Source organism: Herbaspirillum sp. 1130 (assembly GCF_017833835.1).
In the GTDB taxonomy this organism is placed as follows: Bacteria; Pseudomonadota; Gammaproteobacteria; order Burkholderiales; family Burkholderiaceae_D; genus Herbaspirillum; species Herbaspirillum huttiense.
The window spans coordinates 325117-347696 of record NZ_JAFICQ010000002.1; the positions used below are offsets into that span (position 1 = coordinate 325117).

At 60.7% G+C, this 22580-nt stretch carries 22 protein-coding genes; all 22 read left to right on the forward strand.

Annotation, left to right across the window (positions count from 1 at the left end):
- Positions 1-984, forward strand: a complete 984-nt coding sequence (locus JOD78_RS10260; protein WP_039789341.1) for an acyltransferase — start codon at positions 1-3, stop codon at positions 982-984.
- Positions 981-2051: a glycosyltransferase family 2 protein gene (locus JOD78_RS10265; protein WP_121042753.1), complete on the forward strand. Its 1071-nt coding sequence runs from the start codon at positions 981-983 to the stop codon at positions 2049-2051. Before JOD78_RS10260 ends, JOD78_RS10265 begins: the two co-directional genes overlap by 4 nt.
- A 4-nt stretch (positions 2052-2055) precedes the next feature.
- Positions 2056-2619, forward strand: coding sequence for an acyltransferase (locus tag JOD78_RS28235; protein ID WP_121042755.1), 564 nt, complete (start codon positions 2056-2058; stop codon positions 2617-2619).
- Entirely contained in the window at positions 2616-3038 is a 423-nt protein-coding gene (locus tag JOD78_RS10275; protein ID WP_134135605.1) for a GtrA family protein, read from the forward strand. Before JOD78_RS28235 ends, JOD78_RS10275 begins: the two co-directional genes overlap by 4 nt.
- 12 nt (positions 3039-3050) lie before the next feature.
- The gene (locus JOD78_RS10280; RefSeq protein ID WP_121042759.1) at positions 3051-3911 is read left to right on the forward strand and encodes a GNAT family N-acetyltransferase; all 861 of its coding nucleotides are present in this window, start codon (positions 3051-3053) and stop codon (positions 3909-3911) included.
- A complete protein-coding gene (locus JOD78_RS10285; RefSeq protein WP_121042761.1) occupies positions 3901-4692 on the forward strand; it encodes a PIG-L family deacetylase in 792 nt (263 codons plus the stop codon). Before JOD78_RS10280 ends, JOD78_RS10285 begins: the two co-directional genes overlap by 11 nt.
- On the forward strand, positions 4689-5963 hold the full coding sequence (locus JOD78_RS10290; protein ID WP_121042763.1) for an NAD-dependent epimerase/dehydratase family protein: 1275 nt from the start codon (positions 4689-4691) through the stop codon (positions 5961-5963). Before JOD78_RS10285 ends, JOD78_RS10290 begins: the two co-directional genes overlap by 4 nt.
- Entirely contained in the window at positions 5960-7549 is a 1590-nt protein-coding gene (locus tag JOD78_RS10295) for an FAD-dependent oxidoreductase (RefSeq protein WP_209568133.1), read from the forward strand. The genes JOD78_RS10290 and JOD78_RS10295 overlap by 4 nt, the downstream gene beginning before the upstream one ends.
- A gap of 5 nt (positions 7550-7554) precedes the next feature.
- Complete coding sequence (locus tag JOD78_RS10300; RefSeq protein WP_134040278.1) at positions 7555-10041, forward strand: hypothetical protein; 2487 nt, start codon at positions 7555-7557, stop codon at positions 10039-10041.
- Positions 10042-10078: 37 nt separating this feature from the next.
- The gene (gene gmd / locus JOD78_RS10305; protein WP_039789353.1) at positions 10079-11113 is read left to right on the forward strand and encodes a GDP-mannose 4,6-dehydratase; all 1035 of its coding nucleotides are present in this window, start codon (positions 10079-10081) and stop codon (positions 11111-11113) included.
- A complete protein-coding gene (locus JOD78_RS10310; RefSeq protein ID WP_121042769.1) occupies positions 11110-11970 on the forward strand; it encodes an NAD-dependent epimerase/dehydratase family protein in 861 nt (286 codons plus the stop codon). The genes gmd and JOD78_RS10310 overlap by 4 nt, the downstream gene beginning before the upstream one ends.
- Positions 11970-12977 carry a glycosyltransferase family 2 protein gene (locus tag JOD78_RS10315; protein WP_204726137.1) on the forward strand — a complete coding sequence of 336 codons (1008 nt, stop codon included), beginning with the start codon at positions 11970-11972 and terminating at the stop codon, positions 12975-12977. Before JOD78_RS10310 ends, JOD78_RS10315 begins: the two co-directional genes overlap by 1 nt.
- Before the next feature lie 42 nt (positions 12978-13019).
- Complete coding sequence (locus JOD78_RS10320) at positions 13020-13793, forward strand: glycosyltransferase (protein ID WP_121042773.1); 774 nt, start codon at positions 13020-13022, stop codon at positions 13791-13793.
- A 220-nt stretch (positions 13794-14013) separates the two neighbouring features.
- The gene (locus JOD78_RS10325; protein WP_121042775.1) at positions 14014-15003 is read left to right on the forward strand and encodes a glycosyltransferase family 2 protein; all 990 of its coding nucleotides are present in this window, start codon (positions 14014-14016) and stop codon (positions 15001-15003) included.
- 16 nt (positions 15004-15019) lie between these two features.
- Entirely contained in the window at positions 15020-16015 is a 996-nt protein-coding gene (locus JOD78_RS10330; protein ID WP_121042777.1) for a lysylphosphatidylglycerol synthase transmembrane domain-containing protein, read from the forward strand.
- On the forward strand, positions 16008-17342 hold the full coding sequence (locus tag JOD78_RS10335) for an NAD(P)/FAD-dependent oxidoreductase (RefSeq protein ID WP_134135598.1): 1335 nt from the start codon (positions 16008-16010) through the stop codon (positions 17340-17342). Before JOD78_RS10330 ends, JOD78_RS10335 begins: the two co-directional genes overlap by 8 nt.
- Entirely contained in the window at positions 17339-18886 is a 1548-nt protein-coding gene (locus JOD78_RS10340; protein WP_121042781.1) for a DUF2079 domain-containing protein, read from the forward strand. The genes JOD78_RS10335 and JOD78_RS10340 overlap by 4 nt, the downstream gene beginning before the upstream one ends.
- A gap of 46 nt (positions 18887-18932) precedes the next feature.
- Complete coding sequence (locus JOD78_RS10345) at positions 18933-19628, forward strand: WbqC family protein (RefSeq protein ID WP_039789364.1); 696 nt, start codon at positions 18933-18935, stop codon at positions 19626-19628.
- Positions 19625-20614 carry a glycosyltransferase family 2 protein gene (locus JOD78_RS10350; RefSeq protein ID WP_121042783.1) on the forward strand — a complete coding sequence of 330 codons (990 nt, stop codon included), beginning with the start codon at positions 19625-19627 and terminating at the stop codon, positions 20612-20614. The genes JOD78_RS10345 and JOD78_RS10350 overlap by 4 nt, the downstream gene beginning before the upstream one ends.
- Before the next feature lie 4 nt (positions 20615-20618).
- Complete coding sequence (locus JOD78_RS10355) at positions 20619-21284, forward strand: acetyltransferase (RefSeq protein WP_121042785.1); 666 nt, start codon at positions 20619-20621, stop codon at positions 21282-21284.
- Positions 21285-21388: 104 nt separating this feature from the next.
- On the forward strand, positions 21389-22192 hold the full coding sequence (locus tag JOD78_RS10360) for a hypothetical protein (protein ID WP_348534261.1): 804 nt from the start codon (positions 21389-21391) through the stop codon (positions 22190-22192).
- Positions 22193-22205: 13 nt separating this feature from the next.
- Positions 22206-22580 (forward strand): EamA family transporter, encoded by a 375-nt coding sequence (locus tag JOD78_RS10365; RefSeq protein WP_039789368.1) that lies wholly within the window; start codon positions 22206-22208, stop codon positions 22578-22580.

Below are 22580 nucleotides of genomic sequence, written 5' to 3' on the forward strand. Positions count from 1 at the left end.
GTGAAAGTCGGACTGGGTACCTGGAGGTTTTTGCTGGCCGTGCTGGTGGCCATCTCCCACTTGTGGGAAGGGATGATTCACGGTCCTGCCGCCTATGCGGTATGGGGTTTCTTCATCCTGAGCGGCTATCTGATGACGCATGTGCTGTGCTTCAAGTACGGCCATGAAGAAGGCGGCCTGCGCGACTATGCGTTCAACCGCTTTCTGCGCATCTATCCGGCCTATGCGGTTGCGGTGGTGGCCGGTGCGGCCACGCTCTACATTCTGCCGCGCATCGGCGTGCTGCCCTCGGCGCTGAACCCGCAGTTCGTGCGCCCGCATGGCGCGCTGGAGTGGCTGTCCAACGCCTTCCTGCTGCCCATTCCGACGCCGGGCCTGTTCGTGCCGGTGGCTGGCGCGCTGGCGGTGGAGATCGGGGCCTATGTCTTGATGCCCCTGATGGCCATGAACCGTTCCGCAGCCTGGCTGGCATTCATTCTGAGTGCTGCGCTGAACGTGAAATACGGATTTGGCCTGGAGACCTTCGGGGATCGCTACTCGGGCTTCCTGACCTGTTTCATGGCCTTTGCCGCAGGCACCTTGTTGTCGCAGTATCGTGAACCCTTGTCGCGCCTGCGTGCGCCCTGGCTGAGCCTGCTGGCCTGGGGGCTGCATTGCCTGGTCTGGCTGCGTTTCCCTTATTGGCCGTGGACTTATGGCCTGTATGTATCCCTGCTGCTGTCGGCGTGGGTGGTCCTGTCGCTGGCACCCAGCAAGCCGGGATGGCTGGATCAGTTCCTCGGTGACCTCTCCTATCCGGTCTACCTGTTTCATACCACCGCCGCCATCTGGCTGGTGGCCGCAGGCATGCAGATGCGTTCGTTCCCCTTCTTCTGCGTAGCCTTCGTGATCACCCTGCTGGTGTCTTGGCTGGTGATCCGTCTGGTCGATCGGCCCCTGGCGGGCTTGAAGAAGAAACGTATTGAAAGGATGAAACAAGCATGACCGAAGTTCAAGCCACCGTGCGCGATGTGACACCCGTGACCGAAGCCGGTGACGGTGCCCGCTTCGATGCCGTCGTTGCCGTCGTCATTCCCAGTTACCGTGTGACGCGCCACATCCTGGGCGTGATCGAGGCGATGGGTCCGGATGTCGCCCAGATCTACGTGGTGGACGACAAGTGCCCCGACGGCTCAGGTGACTTCGTCGCCCAGCACTGCACTGACCCGCGCGTGCGGATCCTGCGGCATGAAGTGAACCAGGGCGTGGGCGGTGCGGTGATGACCGGCTACCAGGCTGCGGTCGAGGGCGGGGCCGATGTCATCGTCAAGGTTGATGGTGATGGCCAGATGGATCCGGAGCTGATTCCCTACTTCGTCCAGCCCATCGTCGATGGCATTGCCGACTACACCAAGGGCAATCGTTTCTACGATCTCGAAGAGATCGGCGCGATGCCGCCGATGCGCCTGTTTGGCAATACGGTGCTGTCGCTCATGGCCAAATTCTCCACCGGCTACTGGGACTTGTTCGATCCCACCAACGGATTCACTGCCATCCATGCGGATGTGGCGCGCCATCTGCCTTATGACAAGATCAGCCGGCGCTACTTCTTTGAGACCGACATTCTGTTCCGCCTCAATACGCTGCGCGCGGCCGTCATCGATATTCCCATGGCGGCCAAGTATGGGGATGAGGTCAGTGGCCTCAAGATTTCAAAGATCGTCGGCGAATTCCTCGTCAAGCATGCACGCAACTTCGGCAAACGCATCTTCTACAACTATTACCTGCGCGACCTGACGCTGGCCTCGCTGGAATTGCCCATCGGCCTGCTGCTGCTCGGCTTCGGCGTAATCTATGGCGGTTATCACTGGCTGGTTGCGGCCGGTTCCGGAACCGCCACGCCGGCCGGCGTGGTGATGATGGCCGCGCTGCCCATCCTGACCGGCTTGCAGTTGCTGCTGGCATTCCTTGGCCACGACATCTCGACGGTGCCCAAGCGTGCGCGCCACCTTGGGCGTCTGAAACGACTGCGCAAGCCGGCCAAGGACAAGCTCCCGGCGACGGAGCAGTGATCTCATGAAATACCTGCGATTCCTGAAAGAAAAAGCCAAGGGATATTCACTCGGCACCATGCTCAGGCTGGAGTTCGAGTCGCTCTTCTTCGGCATCTTTTCGCTGGTACCCACCACCGGTGGCGTGATCCTGCGCGCCCTGGTGAGCAAGGTCTTCTTCAAGCGCTGCGCCGGCTTTGCCTGGATTCAGCCGCGCGTGACCATCGTGCATGCCGACCGCATCACCATGGGCAGCAACTTCGGCGTCAATTCGGGTAGTTACATCAACGGGGTGGGTGGTATCGAATTCGGTTCCTATGTACTGATCGGCAGCAACGTGACCATCTCCTCGGGACAGCATCCGATTGAAGGTGCACTGCCGCCGGTGTTTGCCCGCCAGAGCATTCCGAAGAAGATCGTCATCGGTGACGATGTCTGGATCGGTGCCGGTGCCGTCATTATGCCCGGAGTCACCATTGCCAGGGGCACCGTGATCGGTGCCAATGCCGTAGTAACCAAGGATACGGAAGAATATGCAGTCATGGTCGGCGCGCCCGCACGCATGCTGCGCAAGAGGGATGCAGCATGAGCACCCTGGTGCGATACCTGATCGTGGCAGTGCTGGCCTACGTGATCGACATGGGCGGCTACTATGTGCTGCTGAAGATGGGCGTCGATCCTATCTGGGCCAACGTGGCAGTCAAGATCCTGGCGGCCATCTGCGGTTTCTTCATGCATCGCCGCTTTACCTACCAGATCAAGGAAGCCGACGGACAGATGGCCCATGCGACCAAGTATTTCGGGCTGGCGCTGCTCTATACCCCGATCTCGTCGGTGGTGTTGTACCTTCTGATGCTGGTCATTCCGCATCCGGTCTATGCCAAAGCAATTGCTGACGTGCTGCTGTTCATCGTGACCTTCTGGGTGACGTCAAGTTTTACCTTTACCCGCAAGAAATCCGGCGCTGCGGCCGCCGTTGGCAGTGTCGATGCCAACGAGAAGAACTGAACCCGAGACACCATGGAAATTGAACTGATCGAATCCGATACCGCGCGCATGGATGATTACATCGCGCTGTACCAGGCCTGTTTTCCGCAAGCAGACAAGCTGCGCCGCCAGTATCTGAACTGGCTCTACATCGATAACCCGGAAGGCCGGGCACTGGGTGCCGATGCCGTCTGCGATGGCAAGGTGATCGGACAGGTGATTGCGCTGCCGGGCCGCTATCGTCTACGTGGCAGGCAGGTGCGCGGGCTGGTGGCGGTCAACGTTGCGGTCCATCCGGATTTCCAGGGCAAGCACCTGTTCAAGCGATTGGGACTGAAGATGTGCGAATTCGGCGCCTTGCGCGGATTCGAGTTTGTCATCGGTGTGGCCAATGCGGCGGCGACGCCAGGCTGGGTGCGGCAGATGGGCTTCCAGTTGGTGGGCCCGCTGCAGGCCCGGGTGGGACTAGGTGCGCTCAACGCGCGAGCCTGCGAAGAAGGGCTGGCCCAGGCGGACCTGTTTCAGGAGTGGGGCGAAGCCGCCCTGCAATGGCGCAGCAAGAGCCCGGTCAATCCGGTCGCGCTCCAGCGCGGTGCCGATGGCCAGTTGCGCGTGTTTGCCTCGGCAGGAAAGCCAGGCATGACGGCGCTGGCGGTGCTGCCGCCGGCGGCCCACGAGAAGGTCCAGCCCAATGGACTGGGTGCCGGGCTGCTCTCGGCCAAGGTGTTCGTGGGCAACATTCCGGGGTACCGCTTCGGTGTCAATTTCCAGCCTATCCCCGAGCGTCTCAAGCCGTCACCGCTGAATCTGATCTACAAGAATCTGGTGGACAATACCGACAAGCTGTCCCTGGACAAGTGTTACATCACGTTCCTGGACTTCGATGCCTTCTAAGCACGCCCTTTTCCTGTTCGCGCATCAGGACGACGAGTTCGGTGTCTTCGCCGAAATCGCGAGACTGCTGGCGGCCGGCGATCGCGTCTCGGTCGTCTATCTGACCTCAGGTGCGCTCGACGGTGGGCCGCGTCCCGATCGCAATGCCGAAAGCCTCGATGTGCTCGGACGCTTGGGCGTAGCGGCCAGCAGCGTGCATTTCATCGGAGAGAAGCTGGGCGTGCCGGACAGCAAACTGGTCGAGCACATGCCGGCCGTACTGGCCGAGCTGGCTGCGCTGTGCCATCGCATTGGCCAGCCGGAGCTGCTTTACCTGCTGGCCTGGGAAGGCGGTCATCAGGATCATGACGCCGCCCATCTGATTGGCCTGGCGCTCGCAAAGTCCTCGCATTGCCTGCCGCAGACCCGCCAGTTCACGCTCTACACCGGGGCCGGTCTGAGCGGACCCTGGTTCAAGCTGTTTGCGCCCTTGGCCGCCAACGGCGAGGTCATGGCGCGGCGCATGTCGTGGACCGAGCGCCTGCGCTTCATGCGCTACTGTTTCCTGTATCCCTCGCAGGCGAAGACCTGGGTGGGACTTTTTCCATTTTTGTTCCTTCATTATGTGGTCCGTGGTACGCAGCTGCTGCAGCCCTGTTCGCTCGCGCGCATCCACGAGGCAGCACATGACGGGCCCCCCCTGTATGAGCGTCGCGGATTCTGCAGTCAGGAAGACTTTTTCCGTGCGGCCCGCCCTTTCATCGCGTCCAGCATTGGCCATGTGAAGGAGCTGCGGCCATGAAGATCGCCATCACCGGAGCCACAGGCTACATCGGTCGGCAGCTGGCGGCTCTGGCCTTGCATCAAGGGCATCATCCGCTGCTGCTGACACGGACCGCACCGGCGGCCGATGCCGGCGCATGGCTTCGTTACGATCTTTTTGATACGGACGCCCTGACCCTGCCGGGCGATGTGCAGGCCGTGGTGCATCTCGCCTTCAATCCGCGCGTGGCGACCGAAGCCGATGGCGACGCCGAGATGGTGGCCGCCCTGCGCCTGCTCGACGCCGCTGCCGCCGTGGGTGCGCGCTTCGTGTTCGTTTCCAGCCAGACGGCGCGCGAGGATGCGCCTACCGCCTATGGACGCACCAAGTGGCGTATCGAGCAGCTCGTGCTGCAGCGTGGCGGCAGCGTGGTGCGTCCCGGCCAGGTGTACGGCGGCGCCGCGATGGGACTGTTCGGGTTGCTGGTCAATCTGGTGGACCGGCTCCCGATGTTGCCCGCATTTCTGCCTGCGCCATTGATACAACCGGTCCATGTCGATGATCTCGCGTTGGCGCTGTTGCGCATCGCGCAGCTGCCGGATGCGACACCCGAAGTGCATCTGATCGCGCAGTCGCAAGCGCTGAGTTTCACAACTTTCCTGCGCGCGATTGCCGCCAGCCATGTGCGCAAGACGCGATTTTTCGTGCCAGTGCCGACCGCACTGGTCCGATTGGCCGTGCGACTGCTGGGCGCTGAGCGCAGCAATCGGCTCGGTCTGTCTCGTCTGGATTCCCTGTTTGCCCTACCGGTCATGGATACCCGTGGCAGCCTGGCGCTGCTCGGCTTGCAACTGCGTTCGCTGGAGAGCGGCATGCAGCCCGCCGCGCCCGGCGACCAGCTCGCCGCCGAAGCCGCGGCAATGCTGTGCTACGTACTCAATCGCCGTCCCGACAGTGATCTCGTCGAACGCTACATCGCTGCCATCGGGCGCTTCCGGGAAGGGCGCGCTCTGGGTCTGCCCGGCTTTACGCTGCGTCATCCGGCGCTGCTGGCCTTGCTCGATGATCGCGCCTTCCTGGCCAGCGAACGTGGGCAGGAACTGGCATGGCGACTGGACGCGGCCACCTTGCTGGCAGAGGCAACGCAGGCGGGTGCAGAGCGTTTCATCGGCATCCGGCAACCGGCGGGAATGCTGCGCTATGGTCTTGGCCTGGCGTGTGCTGTCGCATCGGAAGTGTTCTGGCGGATTGCCCGCCCGGTGAGCATGCCGCTGTTCTTGCGTGACGCCATCAACAGGAGTTTCCCGTGAGCCCGGAGTTTGACGTCATCATCGTGGGAAGTGGCCCGGCCGGCGTATCGGCGGCGTTTCCGCTGGTCGAGGCAGGCGTGAAAGTGCTGATGGTCGATGGCGGACGCCAGGAAGACGTGCGGCGTCCGACACGCAGCTTTCTGGAAGAACGTGCGACCGATCCGCGGCAGTGGGAGTGGATGGTCGGCGAGCGCTTCCATGCCCTCGGCATGCGCGAGGCCATCTCTCCCAAGTTGCGCGTGCCGACCCATGCGCACGTCTTTGCAGACTTTGCGCAGGTCAATCGAGTGGATTCACAGGGATTCATTGCATTGGGGTCGCTGGCTCCGGGCGGCTTGTCCAATGCCTGGGGCTGCGGTGTGGCGCAACTGTCTCCCCAGGAGCTGGCGGCGTTTCCCTGCCCGAGCGATGCCATGCACGATTCCTATCGCACCGTGGTGGAACGCATTGGCGTGAGCCGTTCGCAACAGGATGAACTCACTGACTATTTCGGCATGCAGGGCGAAGCACAGCCCGAGATCGCGCTCGACAAGCTGCATACGGCACTGGACCAGAAGTATCGCGGACATGGTGCTGATCTGCTGCAGCAGGGTTTCAGGCTCGGGCGTTTTCCCGTGGCCGTGCTGAGCCAGGACCGTGGTGCGCGCAAGGGATGCAATCGCAGCGGGAACTGCCTGTTTGGTTGTGAGCGTCGCTCGCTGTATTCCGCCAGTGAAGATCTGGCGACGTTGCGTCAATTCCCCAACTTCCGCCATGCACGCTTGCAGGTGGAGTCGCTCCGGCAGGATGCAGGGCAGGGCTGGCAGGTGTACGGGGAGGATCCGCAGGACCGTCAGCGCAAGACTTTCAGCGCGCGTCAGGTGCACCTGGCTGCGGGCACTGTCGCCACCACCCGGCTGGCATTGTCTGCCCTGAAGCACGAGGCACCGGTGCGGCTGCTGTCCTGCCCCACGGCCGCCTTCATTCTCTGGATGCCGTCTTTCCTGGGCAAGCCACGCGCCGACGCCTTCGGCTACGGGCAGCTGGCATTTGTCCAGACCCTGCGGGAGGATGTGACCGCACTCGGTTCGACCTTCTCGACCGTCGGCCTGCCCATGACCGAGTTCGCGCGCCATCTGCCGCTGCGTCGCAGGCTGGCGGTGGACGTCTTGCGTTCGCTGATGAGTTCCTGCGTGGTGGGCAACATGTTCCTTCCCGGGCATCTCTCCGCGAACCAGGCACATCTCACGCCAGACGGACGCCTGCACATCCGGGGCGCTTACCATGAAGATGTTCCGACCCTGTTGAAGCAGGCCGCGGCAAGCCTGCGCCGCGCCTACGCGCGCCTGGGGGCCTACATGTTGCCGATGAGTTTCACGGCCGGACAGCCGGGCGGCGACATTCACTACGCGGGTACCTTGCCGATGCGTGAGCGGCCGCAAGCCGGTGAGACCTCGGCCATCGGGGAACTCGCCGGGCTCGACGGACTGTTCGTGGTCGACGGCGCAAGCCTGCCCAACCTGACAGAAAAATCCCATACGCTGACCATCATGGCCAACGCCGATCGTATCGCCCGGGCCGCATTGCAGCGTCTTCACTTCGCATGAACGTCATGAACCCCTCTCTTCCTGATCGCAAACCGGGATTCCCGGGCGTCGCACAACCCGTGCTGCTGACCATCGTCGCATTCATTCTGGCGGCCGTGGCACTCTGGGGAACGCTCTCCCAAGGCTGGTGGCAGCAGAAGATCTGGGTCTCCCCCGCCGTTGGTGTTTCTTTCTACAACACCGTCGGCACGCTGCTGGTGCTGTGCTTTGCGGGCCTGGCCGCAGGCTTGCCATTCCTGCTTCTGCTGGGCGCATGTGCGTCGCTGTTCGTGGCACTGGCGGGACTCGGACCCTTCGTCGCCGTGATCTGGTATTGGACTTGCGCCACCCTGATCGGTGCCTGGACCTTGTCGTGGTGGAAGGATGATTCGGCCACCGTCTGGAGCGTTCGCAACAGCGGCTTCGGATTCGTGATCACCGGCAGTCTCATCGGTCTCATGGCGCATTTCCCGATCAATACACCGACGCTCTATCTGTTGCTCTTCAGCGGCTGGGCCCTGCTGGCCAGCTGGCGTCTCGGCGTGTGGCGCACCGCCGGCCGGCCCTCGCCCCTGCGCGACCTGCTGGTCCGCCGGCGGCGTAGTCTCCAGGAATCCCTGCTGCTGTCCCTGGTGCTGGCCGGCATTTCGCTGGTGCTGTTCGTGACCATGCTGCCCGAGCTGGGACACGATGCGCTGGCCATGCACCTGAACTTGCCGGTACGTATTTTGGCGGCCAGGCGCTGGGACTTTGATGTGACCCAGTACATCTGGTCGGTGATGCCGTTCGGTGCCAATTGGTTGACGTTGCCGCCCTTCTTCCTGGATGGCCAACAGGCGGCGAAGTTGATGGATACCTCCTTCGTGCTGGCGACGGCCTGGCTGTCGTTCCGCATCCTGGCCCCTCGCATTGGCGGGGTCGCCGCGCTGGCCGCACCGGCCCTGATGCTGACCTTGCCGCTGAGCATGCTGGTGTCCGGCTCGATGTTCGTGGAGCCCGTCATCGGTTTCCTGTTCCTGCTGTGTCTGGCCGAGCTGACCGGCACCAGCGAGAAGCCGCATGGTGCCTGGCTGTATCTGGGGGCCATTGCCGGTTACCTGTGTGCTTCCAAGCTGCTGGGCGCGCCGCTGCTGCCGATCCTGCTGCTGGCAGTGTGCCTGCTGGCACGCCAGGGCAAGTTCCAGCGGCCGACCTTGCTGGTGGTGGCGGCGGCGGTCGCCGTGTTCCTGCTTGTCAGCTGCCAGCCCTATGTGGTGGCCTATCTGAAGACGGGCAATCCGCTCTTCCCCTTCTACAACAATATTTTCAAATCGCCGTTCTTCACCATCGGCAGCGTCTTCAAGAACGAGCAGGCGTTTGCCAATCCGCTCTATTTGCACCCGCTGGGACTGGGCATGTTCTGGGATGCGAGCATCAAGTCCATGGGGTACGGCGAGTTTGGTGCGGATGGTGCCATCGGCATCGTTTTCCTGGTGCTCATCCCGCTCGCCTTGCTCACCACCATCCTGACGCGTCACTGGTGGGTCCTGGGCGGCTTGCTGGCCACCACCTTCTATTGCGCGCTGGTGTTCCAGACGCAGGCCTATTTGCGCTATGTGTACCAGATGCTTCCGTGGTTCATCGTGTTCGGTGCCTGGGCTCTGGCACGCCTGTCCAAGGCTGCGCTGACGGCATCCGCGCTGGTGCTGCTGCTGTGCCTGGTCAGCTTGGCGCGCTATCCGGTGGTCTACTGGCCGCTGATGCAGTTCTCTCCGCGTTTGCTGGTGGATCGTGATGCCCATCGTGCAATGCTCGAGCGCAGCAAGCCCGCGGTGATCATCGGCGACATCCTGCAGCAGATGGACAGTATCCGCAGCAAGCAGATTCTCATCGTTGGCACCGATCCGGTCTACAGTCATTACCCGGCAGGCACCATCGCGTTTTCTTGGCATTCGTGGCCGTTCTTCTCCTCGCCCGAGCGCGACACCAATTTCAAGAAATTGCTGCGCGATTTCGACATCGAGGTCATCGTGCACCCGGTGGGGCAAAACGAATCGCATGAGGCCGATATCATGTCGGTGACCACCGAGCTGTTCCGTCTCAATGGCATGCGCGTCGGTCTGGTCAAGACCGATGGCCTGTTCCGGGTCGAGCGCGTCGCAGGACCGGTGCTCGATCAACCTGGTCCCAAGTGGGATCTCAACGGGAATGCCGTGGTCAAAGGCGGCGTGACCGCTACCGTCACGCATCCGGTCTATCAGACCATCGACGTGAAAGGACAGCGCCGTGGCCTGTTGCACGTGAAGGTATCTTGCCCTGAGGGAACACAGTTCCGATCCCAGGTTAACTGGATCAATTCCCGCGGTGAAATGAGCAGCACCGACATCGAAGTGCATTCTTGTCACGGTGAAAACACTATAATTGACCGCGCTGTGGCGATTCCTGCCGGGACGGTTCAGGGCATCGTGTTCGGCAGTTCGCACGATGAGCGTCCCGTGACCGTAGGCGAGATCTCCTTCAAGACCCCCTCATAAATCCTTTATCAATCCAGACTCAGCTATCCCTCAGACTATGAAAACCGCAATCATTACCGGCATCTCAGGACAAGACGGCGCTTACCTGGCGCAACTTCTGCTTGAAAAGAACTACGTAGTCTATGGCACCTATCGACGCACCAGTTCGGTCAACTTCTGGCGCATCAACGAGCTGGGCATTCAGGATCATCCGAACCTGCATCTGGTGGAATTCGACCTGACCGACCTGGGCACCACGCTGTCCCTGGTGCAAAAGGTGCAGCCTGACGAAATCTACAACCTGGCCGCCCAGAGTTTCGTCGGCGTCAGCTTCGAACAGCCGACCACCACCGCCCACATCACCGGTCTGGGTGCGCTCAACATTCTGGAAGCGATTCGCCTGGTCAATCCGCGCATCCGCTTCTACCAGGCCTCGACGTCGGAAATGTTCGGCAAGGTCCAGGAGATTCCCCAGCGCGAAAGCACGCCTTTCTATCCGCGTAGCCCGTATGGCGTGGCCAAGCTGTACGCGCACTGGATGACGATCAACTATCGTGAGAGCTACAACATCTTCGGTACCAGCGGCATTTTGTTCAACCATGAAAGCCCGCTGCGCGGCCGCGAATTCGTGACCCGCAAGATCACTGACTCGGTGGCGAAGATCAAGCTGGGCCAGCTGGACTGCCTGGAACTGGGCAACCTGGACGCCAAGCGCGACTGGGGCTTTGCCAAGGAATACGTGGAAGGCATGTGGCGCATGCTGCAGGTGGACGAGCCCGATACCTTCGTGCTGGCCACCAACCGTACCGAGACCGTACGCGACTTCGTGCAGATGGCCTTCAAGGGTGTGGGCATCAATCTTGAGTTCCGCGGTGCCGCCGAGCAGGAGACTGCAGTGGACGTGGCCACCGGCAAGACCGTCATGCGCATCAATCCGAAGTTCTACCGTCCGGCCGAAGTCGAGCTGCTGATCGGTGACCCCACCCGCGCCCGCGAAATCCTCGGCTGGCAGCCGCAGACCACGCTGGAGCAGCTGTGCGCGCTGATGGTGGAAGCCGATGTGCGTCGCAATCAGGCGGGGACTTCGTTTTGAAGATATTCCTTACCGGGAGTGATGGATTCACTGGCAGGCATTTCACTGCCAGTGCCATTGCGCGCGGACATGAAGTGATCGCCCTGACCGGGCAACTGGATGACAAGGCGGGACTGGAGCATCAGCTTGCGCAAGCGCAGGCGGATGCGGTGGTCCACCTGGCGGCCATTGCGTTCGTTGGCCACGCGGATGCCGGTGCGTTTTACGATGTCAACGTGCTGGGCACGATGAATCTGCTGGATGCTCTGGCGCGCGTGCCGAAGCGTCCGGCGGCAGTGCTGCTGGCCAGCAGCGCCAACATCTATGGCAATTGCGATGTATCGCCGATTGGCGAGAGCCAGCCCCCGGCTCCTGCGAATCATTACGCCATGAGCAAGCTGGCCATGGAATACATGGCGCGCAACTACCTCGACCGCTTGCCGATCGTGTTCGCGCGTCCCTTCAATTACACCGGGGCAGGGCAGCACGCGTCCTTCGTCATTCCCAAGCTGGTCGACCACTTTGCCCGCCGGGCCAGCGTGGTGGAACTGGGCAACCTCGATGTCGAGCGCGAATTCAATGATGTGCGTACGGTATGCGACGCCTATCTGGCTCTGCTCGACAAGGGCGCGCCAGGGCAGTGCTACAACGTCTGCTCGGGCCAGCCCGTGACGTTGCGCGCCGTCATCGCCTTGCTGCAAGAAATCACGGGACATAGTCTGGAAGTGCGCGTCAATCCGGCCTTCGTCCGTGCCTCCGAGGTGCGCACGCTGTGCGGCAGCCCGGCTTTGCTGGAACAGGCCATAGGCCCCCTGCATCATCCTGGCCTGCGCGCGACGCTGCAATGGATGTTGGACACCAGCCCGGTGGCGCATTGATGGTGGCGAAGTCCTTGGCAGGTCCGGCAAGGCTGACGTGCGGAATTGCCATGTGCACCTGCAACGGCATGCCCTACCTGCCGCAGCAGCTCGACAGCCTGCTTCAGCAGGACCGCTTGCCCGATCAGATTGCCATTCATGACGATGCCTCCGATGACGGCAGCTGGGAATACCTGCAGCAATGGGCTGCGCGCCAGCGCATTGACGTGAAGCTGGTCAGGAACGAGCCCCGCCTTGGGGTGGTCAAGAATTTTGAGGCTGCAGTGCAGTCGCTGCAGACGGACCTGATCTTCCTGTGTGATCAGGATGACGTGTGGCTGCCGTTCAAGATCAGTCTGCTCAGCGAGCAATTCGAGCAGGATCCGGCGCTGACCCTTCTGCACAGCGACGCCCGGCTGGTCGATGCGCAAGGCGTCGACATGCAGGCTTCGCTGTTCCAGTCGCTCGGTCTGAGTGAGGAAGAGCGCGGCTGGGTGGCGCAAGGCCGCGCACTGGACGTGCTGTGCCGGCGCAATATCGTCACCGGAGCGGCGGCTGTGTTCCGCCGCGATCTGCTGCCCCTGGCCCTGCCGTTTTCGCCGGATTGGGTGCACGATGAATGGCTGGCCATTCTCGCAGCTGCCACAGGCAAGATGCGCTCCGAACCAAGCAGCACGGTCCAATATCGTCAGCATGGACGCAATGCCATCGGCATGGAAGCACCAGGCCTGGCCAGATTGGTCAAGCGCTTCAGGTTCGTGATGGCGCTCCCCGAAAGCAAGTTCCAGTTGCTGCGGCTGACCCGTGTTGAACAGCTCAAGGCACGCCTCGAACGCGAGGGCCGCCTGACCCCGGACCTGGCCGCGATGCTTGCTGACTGGCTGCGCTTTGCCCGTTTTCGTGCCGGCCTGTCGCGGTATCTGCCGTTGCGCATTCTGGCTGTCCTCAGGCATGCCGTGTCTACCAGTGATTACCGTCGTTTCGGCCGCGGTCCGCTCAGTGCGTTGCGCGACGTGCTGATGCGCTGAGCGTCTGCGCCTTCACTCCTTGCCCGTCCGCGAGACCGCTCCATGTCCCCAGCTCTCATTTCCCTGTCAGTCGTCAGTCACGGTCACCGCGCGCACATTGCCTTGCTGCTGGCCGATCTGGCGCGATTGGGGCGTACGGATATCGAAGTGATCCTGACGGTCAATTTGCCGGAATCCTTCGACGACTTGCTGGCGGACCTCCCGTTCCCGGTGGTCGTGGTCAACAATCCTGAACCCAAGGGTTTTGCGGCCAATCAGAATGCGGCCGTGGCGCATGCAAGCGGGCAATGGTTCGTCATCCTCAATCCGGATATCCGCTTTCATGACGATCCCTTTGACGCCCTGCTGGAGGTCTCGCGCATGGTGCCGGCTGCCATCGTCGCACCGCTGATCGTCAATGCAGAAGGACAGGAAGAAGACAGTGCGCGTCACTTTCCCTCTCCCTTGCAACCGTTCAAACGCTATCTCGCCCGGCTGTTTGGCGTCCACCTTGCCAATGACAGTATTCCCACGCGTGGTCAGGTGGCCTATCCGGACTGGGTGGCAGGCATGTTCATGATGCTGCCCAAAACCATGATGGAGCAGTTGGGCGGGCTAGACGAGCGTTATCGCATGTACTACGAGGATGTGGATCTGTGCGCGCGCGCCAGGCTGGCCGGGCACGAAGTACGCGTGGCGCGCGCCGTACCGGTCGAACATAACGCCCAGCGCGACAGTCACCGCAAGCTGCGCTACCTGCGCTGGCATATCAGCAGCGTCATTCGCTTTTTCACTTCCCCGGCCTATCGTTCCTTGCGGCAACAGCGTACTCGTTGAAAAGCTCTTCCGACGCGCTTCTGGCGGGTCTTCTCTGCACGCAGTTGCAAAGAGCGGTGCGGCGGGACATTTTTGCCGTGAATTTTTCGGAATTCTCACCCGGCGTGGTTAAAATACTGGGTTTTGCGGGAAAACTCTGCAAAAAGATAGGCATCTGCGCATGGATACCGGGCGGGATGCATGGCTGGAAGAGGGCGGGAGCCCACAAGGGGGGGAGTAAATGTTGTTGTCAATTGTTGTGCCATGCTACAACGAAGAAGAGGTGATCGACTTCACCAAGCTGGAGTTGTTCAAGCTCATGGATGAGCTGGACGGCCTCGATGCCGAACTCATCTTCGTCAACGATGGCAGCCGTGATCGTACGCTGGAAAAACTCAAGGCCATCGCCCGTGAAGATGCCCGGGTGCGCGTGGTCTGCCTGTCGCGCAACTTCGGTCACCAGATCGCCGTGACGGCTGGCGTCGACGCTGCGCGCGGGGACGCCGTGGTGCTCATGGATGCCGACCTGCAAGACCCGCCGGCCGTGGTACATCAGATGGTGGCCCATTGGCGCGAAGGCTATGACGTCGTCTACGCCGTGCGGAGCGAACGCGAAGGCGAGTCAGCCTTCAAGATTGCCACTGCCCGTGCTTTCTATCGCTTGCTCAACAAGATGTCGGAAGTCGACATTCCCCTGGATACCGGCGATTTCCGTCTGATGAGCCGCCGTGTGGTCGACACCTTGTGCGCCATGCCGGAGCGCGACCGCTTCGTGCGCGGCATGGTGAGCTGGGTCGGCTTCAAGCAGATGGCCCTGCCGTACGCGCGCGCACGCCGGGTGGCCGGCGTGACCAAGTATCCCCTCAAGAAGATGCTCAAGTTCGCCACCGACGGCATCCTGTCCTTCTCCAGCAAGCCGCTGCAGATGTCCATCGGACTGGGCATGAGCGCTGCGGGCCTGGCATTTCTCGGCATCCTCTATGCCCTGTTCCTGCGCATCTTCACCCAGGTCTGGGTCGAGGGCTGGACCGCGCTCATGATTGCGGTCCTGTTCATCGGCGGCGTGCAACTGGTGTCGATCGGCATCCTGGGCGAATACATCGGCCGCATCTACAGCGAGATCAAGCGTCGGCCCCTGTACGTGGTGTCGGAATACATCGGATATGCACCCGAGGCCCGCATCGAGGGCTCGCGCAGCCCGGTGGTGGCGGTCGTCGATGCATCGGCCTGAGCGGGATGCCCCCTTGATGAATCGATTTTCCGCCAAACAGCTGATCCGCCTTGCCGTCGGCGTAGGCGTTGCGCTGGTCTTCGGCTGGCTGGCCTTGCGCCACACCGACTGGAATCAGCTCAGCACGACGCTGCTGGCCGCCAACAAGAGCCTGATCCTGCTTGGTTTGCTGATCTTCGCGGTCGGTTACGCCTGCCGCATCGCGCGCTGGACCTCCATGCTGCGCGTGTCGCGACCGGCCTTGCACTGGTCCGATTGTGCAGGCCCCTTCCTCGCCAGTTTCGCCGCCAACAACGTCCTGCCTTTCCGGGCCGGCGATCTGATGCGCATGGTCGCCTTCAATCAGCAGCTGGGCACCTCGGCGGCGACGGTGGTGGCCACTTTGTTCGTGGAACGATTGCTGGACCTGCTGATGGTCATCGTCATGCTGGGTGCAGCGGTCCTGCTGGTGGGCGCGCGCCTGCACAGCTATGTCGATCTGGGTGCCGGTGCCTTGCTGCTGATGGCGCTGGCGATCATGGCGGTGCTGCTGTTTCCGCACGCCATGCGTCCGCTGGCGCGCTTCTTCCTGGCCTTGCTGGCCAAGGTGTTGCCGGGGCTGGCCAAGCGCCTTGGCGATGAAATCGGCAAGGCATTCGACACGCTGGAGTCGATGTCGCGTGGCCCGACCATGCTGGTGCTGGTGGGATGGTCGCTGCTGGCCTGGCTGTGCGAAGGCATGCTGTTCTGGCTGGCGGCGCTTTCACTGCCCGCCGTCAGCGAGCCTGCCAGTGCCTGGCTGGCGCTGCCGGTCGGTACCCTGGCCACGCTGATCCCCAGCACGCCCGGCTACGTCGGCACCTTTGATTTCTTTACCGCGAAGACCCTTGCCATTGGCGGCAACGATATGGCTGCCTCGACGGCCTATGCGCTGCTGGTCCATCTTCTTTTGTGGCTGCCGCCGACCCTGAGCGGTGGTCTTTACCTGCTGGTGCGCTCGCTGCGCCCCAAGAAAGTGCTGGAACATGAGTGAACAGATCCGCGTCAGCGTTGCCGTCATCGGTGGCGGTTTTACCGGGCTCAGCGCAGCCTATGAGTTGGCCAAGGCCGGTGCCTCCGTGGCCGTGCTGGAAGCTGAAGAAGAGCTGGGTGGCCTGGCTGCTGCCTTCGATGTGGAAGGCGAAAAGCTGGATCGCTTCTACCATCACTGGTTTACCAATGACCTCGAAGTGATGCACCTGATCGATGAGATCGGCCTGTCCGACAAGGTCACCATCAACCCGACCAATACCGGCATGTACTATGCCAACCAGTTCTTCAAGCTCTCCACGCCGATGGATCTGCTGCGCTTCACGCCGCTGGGTTTCTTTGACCGCGTTCGCCTGGGCCTGCTGGCCTTGCGCGCGCGCCGCGTCAAGAACTGGATGGAGCTGGAAGACAAGACCGCAGAACAATGGCTCAAGGAACTGGGCGGCGAATCGGTCTTCCGCGTGGTGTGGGAACCGCTGCTCAAGGGCAAGTTCGGTGAGGCGGCCGCCCGCAAGGTCTCGGCCGTGTGGTTCTGGAACAAGCTGAAGCTGCGCGGCGGCAGCCGCGGCAAGGGTGGGGAAGAGCGCCTGGCCTATCTGAAGGGCGGCTTTGTCTCGATTGCGACCCGCCTGGCCGAGCGCATCACGCAGGCCGGCGGCCACGTCATCACGCGGGCACCGGTGCAGAGCTTCCGTCGCGACGATGGACTATGGCAAGTGCAGACGCCCAAGGGTGTCATCGTCGCCGATCATGTGATTGCCACGCCGGCGCTGCCACTGATCGCCGATATGGTGAAGGAATGGGCCAGCCCCGACTACCTGCAGCAGCTGCGTCGCATCGAATACCTGGGCAACGTCTGCCTGGTGCTGGAACTGAACAACAGTCTCTCCAGTACCTACTGGCTCAACGTCAACGATCCGACTTTCCCGTTCGTGGGGGTGATCGAGCACACCAACTTCGAGTCCACCGACACGTATGGCGGACGTCACATCGTCTATCTGTCCAAGTATCTGCCGGTCGACGAGGCGCTGTATTCCATGAGTGCCGATGAAGTCCTGGCCTATGCCATGCCGCACCTCAAACGCATGTTCCCGCGCTTCGACGAGAGCTGGATCCTCGACCACAAGGTATGGAAGTCGCGCTGGTCGCAGCCCGTGGTGGAGAAGCACTACAGCCGCCTGATTCCGTCGGCCGAAGGACCTCTGCCGGGACTGCACATTGCCTCCATGGCGCAGATTTATCCGGAAGATCGCGGTACCAATTATGCGGTGCGTGAAGGGCGCAAGATTGGACGGCATGTCGTCGGATTGCTGGGGAAGTCCAAGCAATGACGCGGCAACGCTTGACCTTGGGCTTGCTGGCGCTGCTCATCGCAATCGCCGCCTGCATCCTTTGCATCGGCAAGGACGCCATGCAGACGAACCGTATGGGTGATGCTGCTCTCTTCGAGCAGCTCATCGAAAACATCCATGCGGGTAAAGGTGCCGTCTCCAACGTGTTTGCCAATACGCAGAACTTCATCGACCACCGTTACATCGGAATTCCCAACACCGAGCTGCTTTCTCGGGAACTGCAGGGCATGCTGGTCCATCCTGCAGCTGACGAACGTTCGATGCTGGGTTTCCACGCCTATTACATTCTTTATCCCATCTCCTGGCTGATGTGGATGATGTCGTCTTCCATGGCGCTGGTCGTGCTGCAGACCACGGCTTATGCGCTGCTGGTGTGGGCAACCGCGGCTTACGTGATGGTGCGTACTCGAAGCGTGGTGCTATCCGTTCTGTCTTGCGGACTCGTTTTCTTCAGTCCCCAGGTGTTCCTCGGCTTGGCGGGCCAGTTCTATCCTGATCGGCTGTTCGTACCTCTCGGCTTCATCCTCTTGTGTTGCCTGCACTTCCAGTTGCGGTGGAGGTATGTGGCATTGGTGGCGCTTTTGCTGGCCCTCGTCAACGAGCGTGCTGCACTGATCAGTGGCCTGCTGGTCGGAATGCATGCGATCTTGTTCGGCTGGCACCAGCGCAAGCGCTTGCTCACGCAATTGGCCGTCGCCGGGTTGCTCGTCGCATATGCTTTTCTGATCAAGAAACTGGTGCTGACCAATCTGTATTACGACACATTTTTGCCCGTCAGCTGGGATGATCTTGTCTATCGCTATACCCAGATTCCGGGCTTTGCCGACAATCTTTTCATCAATCTCAAGAACAACGCATTGCTTCTGATGTTGGCGGTGTTCGCGCCGCGTTACCTTCTCATCGCATTGGTGGTGCTATTGCCGAATTTGGTCGGCTCCATCGGTGGAGCGGAGAAGGTGGGATGGCTGTCCCACTATCATTCCTACTACTTCCCGGTGCTCTGCTTCGCGGCAGCCTCCGGTGTTTGCAACCTCTATCTTCTTTGCTCGCGGGCAACATTCAAGGGTGCGTTGATTGCCGGATTTGCTTTGGCTTCCGCCTTCGTGTGGTACACCCAAGAAAAACTGAATTGGAACATGATCGCAGTCCCCTCCAGCGTCATGAGGGAGTTTGTTGCGATGTATCAGGCAAACCGGCGGGGAACGCCCACCGGCTATGACACCAGACGTCTGATCAACGCCGAGTTTGCCGCCGGCAGTCTCGTCGTTACCAATGAAGCCGGAATGGCCATGCTGCATCAACGGGTCAAGGTGGGTGTTTATCCCCTCGGTCTGCGCAAAGCTGACTATGTCTACATCGACTGCGGGGAACTGGACGGCAAGCTTCCCGATGATGCCAACTGGGTTGCCGGAAAGCCGGTCTCCACCGTTCTGGAACAGCAGTTTGGCTTTACTTTTCACGAGATCGCGCACGTTCCCGGCCATTGCGTTGGAGTCAGGAACACCGCGAAGAGGCCGGAATGATGCCGACCTGCGCCGTCGTGCGTGACCATAGACAGACCCAAGAGAAATGAAGAAAATCGCAATCCTGCAGTCCAACTACATCCCTTGGCGCGGTTACTTCGACATGATCGCTGCCGTGGATGAATTCATTCTCTACGACGACATGCAATATACCCGGCGTGACTGGCGGAACCGCAACCAGATCAAGACGCCACAGGGTTTGCAGTGGCTGACCGTGCCCGTTCGCGTCAAGGGCAAGTATCTGCAGAAGATCCGCGAGACGGAAATTGAAGGGACTGCCTGGGCCGCTGAACACTGGAAATCCTTGCAGCAGAACTATCGGCGGGCTGCCCACTTCGATCAGGTAGCCGAGTGGTTGCATCCGCTGTACCAAGATTGCCAGCATACGCACCTGTCCGAACTGAATCGCGGCTTCATCGAGGCCATCTGTGGCTTCCTGCATATCAAGACCAGGATCACCAATTCCTGGGATTACGAACTGGTCGATGGCAAGACGGAACGCCTGGTCGATCTGTGTCTGCAGGCGGGTGCAACACATTACATTTCCGGCCCTTCTGCAAAAGGGTATGTGGAGGAGGAGCAATTCCTCCGCGCGGGAATCACCCTCGAATGGTTTGATTACGCAGGCTTCAAGGACTACCCGCAGCAGTGGGGCGACTTTCTGCCAACCGTTACGATATTGGATCTCTTGTTCAACTGCGGAAGCGATGCAGGTCAATTTCTCAGGAACATCCCGTCATGAAGCTTTCCATTGTTGCCACGCTCTACCAGTCGGCACCCTACATCGAGGAGTTCTACCAGCGTTGCAGCCGTTGCGCCCAGGCATTGGTCGGTGACGACTACGAGATCGTCTTCGTCAACGATGGTTCTCCTGATGACAGCCTGGGCTTGACCATCAGGCTCGGTGAAAGCGATCCCCATGTCGTGGTCGTCGATCTCTCGCGCAATTTTGGTCACCACAAGGCAATGATGACCGGGCTGGCCCACGCGCAGGGAGAGCGTGTGTTCCTGATTGATGCCGACCTGGAAGAAGATCCCGAGTTTCTCCTGCCTTTTTCCGAGAAAATGAACGGCAGCGATTGCGACGTGGTGTATGGCGTTCAGGAGCAGCGCAAGGGTGGATGGTTCGAACGCTGGAGCGGGGAATTGTTTTACAGATCCTTCCGCTCGTGGACCGGTATCGCATTGCCCCAGAACGTGGTGACGGCGCGATTGATGTCGCGTCGCTATGTCAATGCGCTTTTGCTGCACACCGAGCGTGAGGTGTTCATTGCCGGGTTGTGGCATATCACCGGTTTTGATCAGCAGCCGATGCTGGTCAAAAAGCACAGTACCAGCGAGACAACGTATACCTTCCGCAAGAAGATGTCTCAATTCGTCAATTCGGTGACGTCCTTCAGCAACGCCCCGCTGATCGGCATTTTCTATATCGGTGTCAGCATCTCCGTACTGGCAATGCTATGCATCGCCTATATCGTGGGACAATGGCTGCTCATTGCGCGCCATGTCAGCGGATGGACCTCATTGATGGCCTCCGTCTGGCTGTTGGGCGGCATGATCATCTCGTTCATCGGAGTGGTGGGTCTCTACCTCTCCAGAATATTTTCCGAGGTGAAGCAGCGGCCGTACACGATCGTGCGCCATGTCTACCGGCGTATGCCCGTACATGTGGCCGCCGATGGTACGGATCGCCAGGCAGATACCCGACATGACACTACCGGAGCATGACCCGATGAAAACGCCCCTTGTGATATTCGGCGTAGGCGACTTTGCCCAGCTCGCCCATTTCTATTTCGGACTGGACGGGCAATATGAGATCGTGGCGTTCACTCTCGATGGCGATTACATCAAGGAGTCCACTTTCTGCGGCTTGCCGGTGGTCCCATTCGAGGAGCTTGAGCGTACGCATGGGCCGCAGCAGCATGCGATGTTCATCGCCCTGGGCTACTCCAGGCTGAACGCGGTGCGCAAGGAAAAGTACCTGGCGGCCAAGGCCAAAGGCTACCGGCTGGCCAGTTACCTGAGCCCGGATGCGACTATCCGCAACCAGGGAAACATCGGTGAGAACTGCTTCATCTTCGAAGACAATACGATCCAGCCCTTCGTCAGGATCGGCAACAACGTGACCTTGTGGAGCGGCAATCACATTGGCCATCACAGCCTGATCGGCGATCACTGCTTCATCGCTTCCCATGCGGTCATCTCGGGTGGTGTCGAGATCGGAGAGCAATGTTTTATCGGCGTCAATGCCACCTTGCGGGACAGGATCAAGATCGGGGCACAATGCGTGATCGGTGCGGGGGCGTTGCTCCTGGCAGATGCTGAGCCCAATGGCGTGTACGTCGGCACGGCAACGGAACGTTCCAGGGTTCCAAGCAACAGGTTGAGAGGAATATGACGCAAAAGTGGAAAAAACTGGGGCTCATCTATAGTCCCGCTGGCGAGCGGCCATGGCTGCATACTCATGCTGCGGTCCCGATCGCGGAGCACGTCCGGGATGACGTGTATCGCATCTATTTCAGCTCGCGTGATGCAGAAAACCGCAGTCATACAGGCTACGTGGTGATTGATCTTGCCCGTCCGCAGGAGATCCTGGAATTGTCGGATCAACCCGTGCTGGCACCCGGTGCCTTGGGCGAGTTCGATGACAGCGGCACCATGGCGACTTGGCTGACGACCTACCGCGGCCAGCAATACATGTATTACATCGGATGGAATCTGGGTGTGACCGTGCCGTTCCGCAATTCGATCGGCCTGGCCATGGGGCAAGGCTCAGGCCGTTTTGAACGCTACGCTGATGGTCCCATCGTGGATCGCTCCATGAAGGAACCGCACTTCTGCGCCAGCTGCAGCGTGATGCCTGGCGAGGATCTGTGGCGCATGTGGTACCTATCCTGCACCGGCTGGCGTATCAGCGAGGGCAAGCCGCAACATCGCTATCACATCAAATACGCGGAGTCCGCCGACGGCATCACCTGGGACCGGCAAGGTATCGTCGCCATCGATTATGCCGATGAAGGTGAATATGCCATTTCCCGTCCCTCTGTCCTGTGCGATGGTGGCGTCTGGAAGATGTGGTATTCGTATCGGGGCGATCGTTACCGGATCGGCTATGCCGAGTCGGACGATGCCAAGCAATGGCGCCGCATGGATGATGCGGCAGGCATCGACGTCTCCGCTGAGGGCTGGGACAGCGAGATGGTCGAATATCCTTTCGTCTTTGATCACAAGGGACAGCGTTTCATGCTCTACAACGGCAACGGATACGGCAAGACGGGTTTTGGCATCGCCGTGCTGGAAGGCTGAGCAGGCGGATCACATGAATCGTCTCTTTGATTACCTCTACATCCTGGCCACGATCGTATTCACGGTGTATGGCCAGCTGATTCTGAAGTGGCGGATCGGCCATTTTGGCGCGTTGCCCTTGGGCGGTGCCGACAAGCTCAAGTTTCTGTTGGGCCTGTTGTTTGATCCCCTCATCTTTTCGGGTTTCTTTTCCGCGTTTCTGGCGTCGCTGGCGTGGATGGCAGCGATGACGAAATTCGAGCTCAGCCATGCCTATCCTTTCATGAGCCTCAATTTCGCCATCGTCCTGATCCTGAGCGTCTGGCTGCTCAATGAGGGGTTGACGATGCCCAAGCTGTTCGGGATTTCACTCATCATCATCGGCACCGTCGTGGCCGCCCGCGGCTGA